This is a genomic window from Megasphaera sp. NM10, from assembly GCF_000417505.1.
Taxonomy (GTDB): Bacteria; Bacillota; Negativicutes; order Veillonellales; family Megasphaeraceae; genus Megasphaera; species Megasphaera intestinihominis.
In genome coordinates this window covers 1-11,240 of the sequence record NZ_APHY01000079.1, presented here as the reverse complement: position 1 = coordinate 11,240, position 11,240 = coordinate 1, and the positions used below count along the sequence as shown (strand labels likewise).

At 50.3% G+C, this 11,240-nt stretch carries 14 protein-coding genes; 10 read left to right on the top strand and 4 right to left on the bottom strand.

The genetic code is table 11. From position 1 onward, the window contains the following. Window positions 1–194: transposase (locus tag NM10_RS11430; RefSeq protein ID WP_020311708.1), on the bottom strand; the 194-nt coding region annotated here is incomplete at its 3' end. 230 nt (window positions 195–424) lie between these two features. Here NM10_RS11430 and NM10_RS11425 point away from each other — a divergent pair. From NM10_RS11425 to NM10_RS11390, 10 genes are all read left to right on the top strand, one after another. Next, the gene (locus NM10_RS11425) at window positions 425–1,687 is read left to right on the top strand and encodes an AAA family ATPase (protein ID WP_020311707.1); all 1,263 of its coding nucleotides are present in this window, start codon (window positions 425–427) and stop codon (window positions 1,685–1,687) included. A 173-nt stretch (window positions 1,688–1,860) separates the two neighbouring features. After that, complete coding sequence (locus tag NM10_RS15320) at window positions 1,861–1,962, top strand: helix-turn-helix domain-containing protein (protein WP_071601859.1); 102 nt, start codon at window positions 1,861–1,863, stop codon at window positions 1,960–1,962. After that, complete coding sequence (locus tag NM10_RS11420; protein ID WP_239639726.1) at window positions 1,934–2,575, top strand: transposase; 642 nt, start codon at window positions 1,934–1,936, stop codon at window positions 2,573–2,575. The genes NM10_RS15320 and NM10_RS11420 overlap by 29 nt, the downstream gene beginning before the upstream one ends. A gap of 96 nt (window positions 2,576–2,671) precedes the next feature. Further along, a complete protein-coding gene (locus tag NM10_RS11415; protein ID WP_020311705.1) occupies window positions 2,672–3,115 on the top strand; it encodes a hypothetical protein in 444 nt (147 codons plus the stop codon). 148 nt (window positions 3,116–3,263) lie between these two features. Continuing rightward, the gene (gene rfbA / locus NM10_RS11410) at window positions 3,264–4,151 is read left to right on the top strand and encodes a glucose-1-phosphate thymidylyltransferase RfbA (protein ID WP_020311704.1); all 888 of its coding nucleotides are present in this window, start codon (window positions 3,264–3,266) and stop codon (window positions 4,149–4,151) included. A 109-nt stretch (window positions 4,152–4,260) separates the two neighbouring features. Continuing rightward, window positions 4,261–4,446 carry a four helix bundle protein gene (locus NM10_RS13390; protein ID WP_071601858.1) on the top strand — a complete coding sequence of 62 codons (186 nt, stop codon included), beginning with the start codon at window positions 4,261–4,263 and terminating at the stop codon, window positions 4,444–4,446. Between the two features lie 56 nt (window positions 4,447–4,502). Then, on the top strand, window positions 4,503–5,525 hold the full coding sequence (gene rfbB, locus NM10_RS11405) for a dTDP-glucose 4,6-dehydratase (RefSeq protein ID WP_020311703.1): 1,023 nt from the start codon (window positions 4,503–4,505) through the stop codon (window positions 5,523–5,525). 609 nt (window positions 5,526–6,134) lie between these two features. Further along, the gene (gene rfbD / locus NM10_RS11400; RefSeq protein WP_020311702.1) at window positions 6,135–7,055 is read left to right on the top strand and encodes a dTDP-4-dehydrorhamnose reductase; all 921 of its coding nucleotides are present in this window, start codon (window positions 6,135–6,137) and stop codon (window positions 7,053–7,055) included. Window positions 7,056–7,185: 130 nt separating this feature from the next. Beyond that, window positions 7,186–7,794 (top strand): dTDP-4-dehydrorhamnose 3,5-epimerase, encoded by a 609-nt coding sequence (rfbC, locus tag NM10_RS11395; RefSeq protein ID WP_020311701.1) that lies wholly within the window; start codon window positions 7,186–7,188, stop codon window positions 7,792–7,794. A 24-nt stretch (window positions 7,795–7,818) separates the two neighbouring features. Continuing rightward, window positions 7,819–8,727, top strand: a complete 909-nt coding sequence (locus tag NM10_RS11390; protein ID WP_020311700.1) for an HAD family hydrolase — start codon at window positions 7,819–7,821, stop codon at window positions 8,725–8,727. On the opposite strand, the gene NM10_RS11385 is transcribed toward NM10_RS11390, so the two are convergent. From NM10_RS11385 to NM10_RS11375, 3 genes are all read right to left on the bottom strand, one after another. After that, on the bottom strand, window positions 8,664–9,722 hold the full coding sequence (locus NM10_RS11385) for a hypothetical protein (protein ID WP_020311699.1): 1,059 nt from the start codon (window positions 9,720–9,722) through the stop codon (window positions 8,664–8,666). The genes NM10_RS11390 and NM10_RS11385 overlap by 64 nt on opposite strands. A 138-nt stretch (window positions 9,723–9,860) precedes the next feature. Continuing rightward, a complete protein-coding gene (locus tag NM10_RS11380) occupies window positions 9,861–10,817 on the bottom strand; it encodes a hypothetical protein (RefSeq protein ID WP_020311698.1) in 957 nt (318 codons plus the stop codon). Between the two features lie 103 nt (window positions 10,818–10,920). Then, on the bottom strand, window positions 10,921–11,240 hold a 320-nt coding region (locus NM10_RS11375; RefSeq protein WP_020311697.1), incomplete at its 5' end, for a zinc ribbon domain-containing protein.

Below are 11,240 nucleotides of genomic sequence, written 5' to 3'. Positions count from 1 at the left end.
CTCTGAACGGCCTTACGCTCAGAATCTGCACCAAAGGCAAGATGGGCATTTTGCAGGAATTCTTGCTTCCATTTTCTGACCATGTTTGGGTTCAGGCCGTTTTCAGAACAGATGACATTGAATTCCTTGTCGCCTTGAAGAATTGACAGAACAATCTTGGTCTTAAATTCAGAAGTGTACTTTTTTCTTGGCATGATAGCATCCTCCAATTTTCGTTACTTAATACTATATCATGCACTCTTAAAATTTTCAGTACTGGTCTGAATTTACAGGCCCATTATATTCAAGTTTCTGGGCATTACGAGAGACCAATGGATATCTTGCTAATTTGCCCTAGATATGATATATTGAACTTAGAATGTTTGTTCGTTTACTGCGTGGCGAAGCAGGTGAATAAAAATTCGTGATTTGGAGCGTGAATTATATGGATAATTTTGTGCATATACAAGGGTTGCATATTAAAAACTTTAAAGCATTGGCAGATATTAAGATGGGGCGTTTATGGAATGAGCAGGCGGCAGAGCCGTTGACCCCGATTACTACGGTCATTGGCAAGAATGGGACAGGCAAAAGTTCCTTGATGGATGCTTTTGGATTTTTGGCGGATTGTTTGAAGTATGGGGTAGAAGCAGCTTGTGATGCCCAGAATCGGGGTGGCTATGAAAAAATTCATTCTTTAGGGAAAGAAGGGCCGATTTCTTTTGAAATCTATTATAAAGAAAGTCGTAATGATCGGCCGATTACGTATGAACTAGCAATTGATCTGGACAAGGAAGGACGGCCTTTTGTTTTGAGTGAACGCTTGCGGCAGCGGCGTAAGGGCCAGCGATGGGGACAACCCTATTCGTTTTTGATACTGGAGAATGGCGAAGGCCGAGTCTGGAAGGGAAATGCGGACGGAACGCAAAACGAATTCCTTGATTTAAAAGGGGAAGAATCACGGGATAGTGAAGTCATATCCATGGACGATAAGCGTAGATTAGGCATTGCCACTTTGGGAACTTTGAAAGCTCATCCACGTATCGCGGCTTTTCGGAAGTTTATTGAAGGGTGGTATTTGAGTTATTTTACGCCTGATGCGGCACGCAGTCTGCCCATGGCTGGGGCACAAGCGAAGTTAGCGCGGCATGGCGATAATTTGGGCAATGTCATTCAATTCATGGAAAGAGAGTACCCGAAGAAGTTCAAAGAAATTTTAAATAAGATTTCTCAAAGAATACCAGGTATCCAGAAAATCGATACCATGAAGACGCCGGACGGCAGGCTGCTCATACGCTTCAATGACAGGGGATTCAAAAAGCCGTTCTATGCACAACAAATGTCAGACGGCACGTTAAAGGTATTTGCATATATGATTTTACTGGCGGATCCCAATCCATCCCCGTTCATTTGTATTGAAGAACCGGAAAACGGGCTCTATCATAAGCTTTTGGAAGTGTTTGTGCGGGAATTGCGGGAAGAAACGAAGCGGAGCAAGAATGCGCCGCAGATTTTTGTGACGACTCACCAACCTTATTTAGTGGATGCTTTGCAGCCTAATGAAGTTTGGATTTTAAGGAAGCAGGAAGATGGTTTCTCGACGATACAAAGAGCCAGTGACATTCAGTTAGTTGATAATCTATGCAAAGAAGGATTGCCCTTGGGTGGGTTATGGTATAGTGATTATCTGGATGGAGATGATTCGTAATGCATCTTGATTTTTAACCTGATTCTGCAAGAAGTTTCCCACCTTTTTAGGCTGTGAGATGAATTGCAGGTTTTTCTGAGGCTCGATGCCATCAGAAAAACAATGGCTTCACAATTTGATTTGCAGTATAATCAGTAGCAAGAGTGAAAGGATTGGGAAAGTCAAGGCAGGTGATGATAGTGAATAAGGCATACCGATACAGAATCTATCCGACAAGGGAACAGAAAATTACGTTTGCGAAGACCTTTGGATATCAGTATGCTAGTGGAGTATGAAAACCAAATACTCCCTGTCATACCGAAGACCTTCCTGGGGCTGGATTTTGCGATGCACGGTTTGTATGTGGCTTCCGATGAGGAGGATGCTAAGTATCCCGATTTCCTGCGAACGGCAGAGAAAAGATTGGCTAAGGCACAGCGAAAGCTATCCAACAAGCAGAAAGGAAGTCACAACAGAGAAAAACAAAGGCTGCGCGTAGCTATTCTCTATGAGAAAGTGGCCAATCAACGGCGGGATTTCCTGCATAAGAAGGCCCGCTACCTTGCAGACCGCTATGATGCCATTGGCATTGAGGATATTAGTGTCAAAGCGATGGCCAAGCGGAAAAAGGGTGGCAAGTTCAGTTTTGGCAAATCCGTAACTGACAATGGCTGGAATATGTTCACGAACATGCTGGAGTATAAACTGGCTTGGCAAGGCAAACAGCTCATCAAGATAGACAAGTGGTATCCAAGCAGCCAGCTGTGCCATGTTTGCGGATATCAGAACCACGAAACCAAGGACTTATCTGTAAGGGAATGGGATTGCCCGAAATGTGGAAGTCACCATAATCGCGATAAAAACGCGGCCATCAATATTCGGGAAGAAGCCAGGCGGATATCTGCCTGACGTAATTCATAAAATACCGTGGGGCGCACGGGAATCTACGCCTGTGGAGAGGGTGTAAGCCGCCGCAACTCTTTGGAGTCAGTGGCGCTGTTCTCGTTGAAGCAGGAAGCTCCCGCCTCTATAGGCGGGAGTACGTTCACCTGGGGCGGTTTCCTCGCCGGTACGCTGATTGGCTCGTCGACGCATTCCGTCTATTACGATGACGAAGTGATACCTTTGACCTATGACGGCGTACAGTTCCTGGGGTCACAGCGCCTTTTGCTGACGAACGGCGATAAAAATATGCTCATCAATCAGGAAACAGGGGCCTTTGTTGCGGAATTCCCGGCCAGTGTGAAATGGATGGCTTTCCTCCTCGACGATTATACCTGGTGCTGGAACGACAAGAAAGAGTATGCCATTGTCGACAGGAACGGTCAGGTCCAGTACCGTGCTGCCGCCGGCCAGATCCAGGACGTCAAAGGCTTCCGCAACGGCCTGACGCCGGTCAAGACAAAGACAGGCTGGGGCATCATGGATCATCAGGCCAGTGGATCGTGAAGCCGCAGTATAAAGATATTACCATGGTGTAGGGATGGTTCTAAAGTAAGAAAAATGAGCCTGTCGTATAAAGTTATTCATAACTTTGTATGTCAGGTTCTTTTTTGGTATAATTAGGTATTGAATTTTACTGTGAGGAGTGATTTTTTTGAAAGGGATTGTATTAGCTGGGGGCAGCGGGACGCGGTTGTATCCGCTGACAATGGTGACGTCTAAGCAGTTGTTGCCGGTATATGATAAGCCGATGATTTATTATCCTTTGTCGACGTTGATGTTGGCTGGGATTCGGGATATTTTGATTATTTCGACGCCGACGGATTTGCCGAATTTTGAACGGCTCCTGGGGGATGGGTCGCGCTATGGTATCCATCTGAGTTATAAGGTGCAGCCGTCGCCGGATGGATTGGCCCAGGCCTTTATTCTTGGCGAAGAATTTATTGATGGGGAACCGTGTGCCATGGTTTTGGGCGATAATATTTTCTACGGTGCTGGGCTGACCCGTCATTTGCAGCAGGCTGCAGCTAATACGGAAGGGGCTACGGTGTTTGGCTATTATGTCGATGATCCGGAACGGTTCGGTGTCATTGAATTCGATGAAAAGGGCAAAGCCATTTCTATTGAAGAAAAACCGGCACAGCCTAAGACGAATTATGCCGTTACGGGGCTGTATTTTTATGATAAGCATGTTTGTGAATATGCCAAACAAGTGAAGCCGTCGGCGCGGGGCGAACTGGAAATAACGGATTTGAATCAGATGTACTTAGAACAAGGAAATCTCAACGTCGTCACCCTCGGACGGGGCTATGCCTGGCTCGATACGGGAACAGTCAATAGCCTGAGTGAAGCCTCGAATTTCGTCAAAGCCGTAGAAACCAGGGCTGGCATCCAGATTGCCGCCTTAGAAGATATCGCCTACGGCCACGGCTGGATCGACAAAGCCACCCTCATGGAAAGCGCCATCAAATATGGCAAGAGCCCGTACGGACAGTATCTGAAGAAAGTCGCAGAAGGACGATTTTTGAAGGATGCTTTTTAAAGGATTAAAAAGCATCAGTTAGGGATTAGCTATTAGGGGTTAGTGTCTGATGGGTGTGTATTGGCAAGTCATTTTTTCTTTTTTCGTAAATGGAAGGGAGTAATGTACTATGCCAGTGAAATGTTATCAAGATTTGGTCGTTTGGCAAAAAGCGATGCGTTTGGCCCGGGAGGCATATCTTATTGCAAAAAAATTGCCGTATGAGGAGAAATTTGCGTTATCTGACCAGCTGCGGCGCTCAGCAGTTTCGATTCCCTCGAATACACGATATCTCCGACTAATCCCTAGCCCCTAACGGCTAACTGCTATAAATGAAAAAATGCGTAGTGTATGATAAGGAGGAACCCTAGAATGACTATAATAATAACCGGCGGTGCCGGTTTCATTGGGTCGAATTTTGTGTTTCATATGTTGAAGGAGCATCCGCAGGACCGGGTGATTTGTTTGGATAAGTTGACGTATGCTGGGAATTTGTCTACGTTGGCACCGGTTATGGATCAGGATAATTTCCGTTTTGTCAAGGCCGATATTTGTGACCGCAACGCGGTTTATCGGTTGTTTGAAGAGGAGCATCCTGATGTGGTCGTCAATTTTGCGGCGGAATCGCATGTCGACCGGTCTATTGAGAATCCGGCGATTTTCTTGGAAACGAATATCATGGGGACGGCTGTCCTCATGGATGCCTGCCGCAAGTACGGTATTCAGCGGTATCATCAGGTATCGACGGATGAAGTTTATGGCGATTTGCCCTTGGACCGGCCGGATTTGTTCTTTACGGAAACGACGCCGATCCACACGTCCAGTCCGTATAGTTCCTCCAAGGCTTCGGCTGACCTCCTGGTTCTGGCTTATCATCGGACTTATGGCCTGCCGGTGACCATCAGCCGCTGCTCTAATAACTATGGTCCTTATCATTTTCCGGAAAAGCTGATTCCCCTCATGATCATCAATGCCCTGCATGACAAGCCGCTGCCTGTCTATGGGGACGGCCTTAATGTCCGCGACTGGCTCTATGTCGAAGACCATTGCCGGGCCATCGACCTCATCCTCCAGAAGGGCCGTGTCGGCGAAGTTTATAACGTCGGCGGCCATAATGAAATGAGAAATATCGACATCGTCAAATTGATTTGCAAAGAACTGGGCAAACCAGAAAGCCTCATCCACCATGTCACGGACCGTAAAGGCCATGACCGCCGCTACGCCATTGACCCGACGAAAATCCACAAAGAATTGGGCTGGCTGCCGGAAACGAAATTTGCCGACGGCATCAAGAAGACCATCCAGTGGTACTTGGACCACGAAGATTGGTGGCAGCCCATCATTTCCGGGGAATACCAGCAGTATTATCAGAAGATGTATGGGAGTCGAGGCTAGGAGCTTCGACGCAGGCCGCAGTTCGCCGGCCGCAGGCTGTCTCGGACTCAGATGCCGCTACGCGGCAACAGACTCAAAGTGACAACGACGCTTCGGGATACCTTCAGCGCGTAGCGGGCCGCCTTATTAGGACGGCCCCTACGAAATCGCATGCAGGCGATAAAAAATTATGCGGCTACAAGCCGCATCTGTAGGGACCGTCCCAAAGGGCGGCCCGCTGTGAACAGTTAGGAATATTTCCAAACTGTTCATATGGCATGCAGTACGTTATGCATCGCTATTCCGGACGGGCGCCCCGCGTGGCGCCCCTACAAAATCGCATAGAGGCGATGGGAAAAGAACCTCTCAGTCAGCTGTGCTGACAGCTCCCCTTCGCAGGGGCGCCTTTCATCGCAGGTCGCCGCAATCTTGCAGACCATAAGAAATACAAGGCCCCCAATCAGGGCATTTTTACGAGCCGAGGGTTACTCGAGGCGATGGTGTTACTTTGAATTTATTGCCGCGAAGCGGCATCTGAATCCGACGCGGCCTGCGAACGGCGAACTGCGGCCTGCAAATTGAATATGCTATGATAAAAAGGAACATGCATGAAGGGAGAGAACACATCCTATGAAAATATTTGTAACAGGTGTGAATGGCCAGTTGGGTCATGATGTGATGAATGAGCTGGCTTTGCGGGGGCATGTCGGTATCGGCAGTGATTTGGCTCCGGCTTACAGCGGTATGGCTGATGGGACGGCGGTGACGACGGCACCGTATGTGTCTTTGGATATTACCGACGCAGATGCGGTACGGCGTGTCATTTTGGACGTCCAGCCCGATGCGGTCATTCATTGTGCGGCTTGGACGGCTGTCGATATGGCCGAAGATGACGACAAAGTGGCTCAGGTCCGGGCGGTCAATGCCGGTGGGACGCAGCATATTGCCGATGTCTGCAAGGAATTGGACTGTAAGATGCTCTATCTCAGTACGGATTATGTGTTCAACGGGCAGGGGACGGAGCCGTGGCAGCCGGACTGCAAGGATTACCAGCCCCTCAACGTTTATGGCCAGACCAAGCTTGAAGGGGAATTGGCCGTTTCGCAGACGCTGGAAAAATATTTTATCGTCCGCATTGCCTGGGTATTCGGTCAGAACGGCAAGAATTTCGTCAAGACTATGCTCAATGTCGGTAAGACCCACGATACGGTCCGCGTCGTCAATGACCAGATTGGGACACCGACGTATACTTTTGATTTGGCTCGTCTGTTAGTCGATATGATTGAAAGCGATAAATACGGCTATTACCATGCGACTAACGAAGGCGGCTATATTTCCTGGTATGATTTTACCTGTGAAATCTACCGCCAGGCCGGCTATACGACGAAAGTCATCCCCGTCACGACGGAAGAATACGGCCTGTCGAAAGCCAAACGACCCTTTAATTCCCGCTTGGACAAGAGCAAACTCGTCGCCAACGGATTTCGGCCGCTGCCTGACTGGAAAGATGCCTTGAAGCGGTATTTGGGGAATTTAGTGGCTCGTGGCTAGTGGTTCGTGGCTCGTTGACGAACGACCTACGATGAACGATAAGGGCGGCCTGCGAACGGCGACCTGCGGCCTGCGTTTACTTAAATTATGTTATAATAAAGGAAACATGCATGAAGGGAGATAAATATTAATGGGTCAGATAAAGGTTGAAAAGAATGTGGGCGGTATTGACGGGCTTTGTGTCATTACGCCAACGGTGCATGGCGATGCACGGGGTTATTTTATGGAGACGTATAATCAGAAGGATATGGAGGAAGCGGGGTTCCATATTAATTTTGTTCAGGATAATCAGTCCATGTCGACGAAAGGGGTCTTGCGGGGGCTTCATTTCCAGAAACATTTTCCACAGTGCAAGCTCGTCCGTGCTGTCCGCGGCAGTGTTTTCGATGTGGCTGTCGATTTGCGCCGTGATTCCAAGACGTATGGCAAATGGTACGGTGTTGAATTGACGGAAGAAAATAAGAAGCAGTTCCTCATTCCCGAAGGCTTTGCCCATGGGTTCCTGGTTCTCAGCGACGTGGCGGAATTCTGCTATAAGGTCAATGATTTCTGGCATCCCAATGATGAAGGCGGCATGGCCTGGAACGACCCGGAAATCGGCATCCAGTGGCCCCAACTCGTCGGCGAATATCAGGGTTCGCCCAGCGCCGCCGGCTATCACCTCGAAGACGGGACGCCGCTGAATCTGAGCGATAAAGACCAGCAGTGGCTGGGGTTGAAAGATACCTTTTCCTTCTGATTGCCTGAAAGCGGGGTGAGCTTCATGCAGAACATCATTGCTGTGATTTGGGATTTCGACAAGACTTTGATTGACGGGAACATGCAGGACCCGATTTTTGAGGAATATCATATTGATAAGGCAAAATTCTGGCAGCATGTCAATGCCTTGCCGGCGTATTATGCCAAGGAAGGCGTCAAGGTCAATGCCGATACGATTTATCTGAATCAGTTCATCAAGGACGCACAGAATGGGATTTTCAAGGGCCTTAATAATGAAAAGCTGAAGACCTTTGGCCAGAAGCAGAAGTATTATCACGGCGTCCCGGAAATCTTCAAGAATCTTCAGCGCGTCGTCGAAGAGAACCCCAAGTACCGCGAGTACAACATCAAGGTGGAGCATTACATCGTCAGTACGGGCATGTCGGCTATCATCAAAGGGTCGGCCGTCATGCCCTATGTTGAAGCAATCTGGGGCTGTGACCTCATTGAAGGGCTCGATGCAGAAAAACATAAGATCATCAGTGAAGTGGGCTATACCATCGACAATACGACTAAGACAAGGGCTCTTTTTGAAATTAATAAGGGCGTGCCTCAGCATCCGGAAATCGATGTCAATGCCAAGATGTCCGATGCCCTGCGCCGCGTCGCTTTCCCCAATATGATTTATATTGCCGACGGGCCCAGCGATGTGCCGGCCTTTTCGGTAGTCAAAAAATTCGGCGGATCGACCTTTGCCATTTATCCCAAAGGAAACAGCAAGGCCTTCCGCCAGGTCGAACAACTGCGGGAAGATGGCCGCATCGATATGTATGCCGAAGCCGATTACCGTGAGGGTACGACGGCCTACATGTGGCTGACCCACAAAGTCGACGAAATCGCCGAACGCATCTACAAAACAGAAAAAGAAAGCCTGGAAGGCGCCGTCTCGGCTGCTCCCAGACATTTGGTGTGAGGTGTTTGAGGCTTGATGAAAGGCTCTCCTAATAGGAGAGCTGGCCGCCAAAGGCGGTCTGAGAGGTTTCTCTTTAAAGTTAGGGATTTGGATGATTCTTCTAGCAAACAGGTCGGGAAATCGTACATAGGTGGCGGCCGATGGCCGTGGCGTGGCGGTGGTGGCGGGCGATGCCAGCCCCAGTCATTATAAAAAGGGCTGCCCCAACCCCAATTCCAATAGGTATCCATATAAAGCTGGGTCATGTAGGCGTTGTAGGCCATGCGCTGCAGGTCGGCCTGGGTGACGACGGAGATGCGGCGCGATGCCGTTTCTTTGACGTCGCCGACGGTCACGTCTGCCAGGATGTCTACTTGGCCCGTCTTGACGGGGATGATGGTATTGTCTTCTCCGATTTTGGCGACGGACTCATTCAGGCTCTTGGCCGTCAGGCCATTGCCCGGCGTCTGCAGGGCGACGATGCCTTTGCTGCCCAGGGCCAGGTAGCGCGGGTAGATGATGATGCGGCTCTTTTTCATCATTTTTTTAGCGCTGCCATAAATCAAGCCTTCGTGGGGCGTATCCATGCGCCAGACGGCACTCTTGTCTTTGGCGACTAAGTATTCGCCAATCTGTTCCGTCGTTTTGTCGTCATAGGCCCGGACACGGCGGAAGTACTTGTCCGTCAGGTCTTTGTCGACGCGGAAATAATAAGGCCTGGTTGTTGTGTCCAGCCCGGTCCGCTGGGAATCGATGGTCTGGAGCAGCGTCGTCACGTCTTTATAGGTCGAGCCTTTGGTCAGGTAATATTTGTCGATGATTTTACCTGTATGGCCGGCTAACGGATCCGTAGGCACACTGGCTTTTTCTGCTGTTTTTTCAGATCCTGTTTCGGTGGCCTGGGTCTGAACGGCCGCTTCGGCAGGTGCCGTTTTGGCCGTGTCTGCAGCCAGTCCTGTCAACGTCGTACACGTGCAGAACAAGGCGGCCAGGATAGCCTGTTTCCATTTTTTCACGATACCACCTCCTCATGCCTTTACTATAGCGCGCCGCTGCGGCGAGCGTCAATATGCCGTAAAGAATCTTATGGGAAATGCAATTATTTGTTCAATTTTACAAAAATGTTGCAAAATAAAAGTCAGTGGCTCTTAGGCTTACTCGCCCAAGGCGTAGAGGATGTCGGCTGCGGCAGCGTTCAGGTTGTAGCGGCTGGTGTAGCAGACGAGGGTGCCCTGGGAAGCGGCCTGCTGGCAGGCTTTGCGGACCAGGGCGTGGCCTGTATGGTTGGTGTTGATGATGAGTACGTCGGCGCCCTGGAGTTTTTGGACGTCGAAGTGCTTGTTTTCCAGGATCATCCAGTGCGGGAAGCGCGTGCGGACTTTGTCATGCCACAGGGCGCTGCCGCCGGCCAGACAGACGCGGAAGCCTTCCAGGACCTTTTCCAGGCGCGACGTGTAGTCGTCGGGCAGGGGAAGGGCCCTTTTTTCGACGTCTTCCTGGGGACAGCGCGTTTCCCATTCGCGCAGGGATTGTTCCAGGGTCTGGACGTAGCCATCATAACTTTCCTGCAAGGTCTGGTAATAGGCCTGGGTCTGGGCCAGTTCGTCGCGCAGCCGGGCGGCATCGTCGTCGGCGACGGGCGGCGTGTCGTCATAGACCAGGCGGATGACGCCCAGGCCCAGGGCAATTTGACCGGCCGTGTCCAGGACGCCTGCCAGGCTTAGGGCTTCTGCTGTGCTCGACGGTGTGAGGGGATGGCTCACGGCGATATGGCCGCGGACTTTGTGGCCGCCGATGGCTGTCGGCCGCGGGAACTGTTCCAGCGCTATCGTGGCGATATGACGCTGCTGTGCGGCCTCCGTGCGATACAGTTCGTAGACGGCTTTGCGCGGCGTGAAGGACTGCTGCATCAGCTGACACGTGCCGTCCATGCGGCCCGTCTGGTCCGGGAATTCGGCCGCGCCGTCATCCTGCATCTTTTTCCACAGCCGGGCCGTCGGTATGGCGCGACCTGCCAGGCAGAGGGCTTCGCCATAAGGCAGGAAGCGTTCTTCGCCGCGGCACGACAGGCCTGCCGCTTCATTGGTATACATAATCTGTGTGATTTTCATGATAATTCTCCTCGTATCTATAACTTATGTCTATTTTGAACCTCTCCCGCTTATAGAAGCGGGAGATTCTTGAGAAGGTTGCTGTTTAAGTTTCCTCCTGCAATCAGGATAGCCTTATTCTCAAAGGGCTGTCCAAAAGCCCCTTACACAGTCCCTCGAAATCGAAGTTCTGCTTACTTTTGCGGAGTATGTTGGCGGCACCGTTGATGTCGGCATTAGCCGTCCTGCCGTTAGCGAAACGGTACAGGCCGCGCCGGATTCGTTTCCCGCTGAACGTTCCTGTATAGGGGGCATCCGGCTGGTATACGGGAATGTCGTCCAAATCCAGGCAGCTGGCCTGAGAGGTATAGGATTCTTCCTGTTCCAGATAGGTTATCCCATAGCGTTCACACAGCTGTTTCAAGGTACTGACGCAGATAGCTC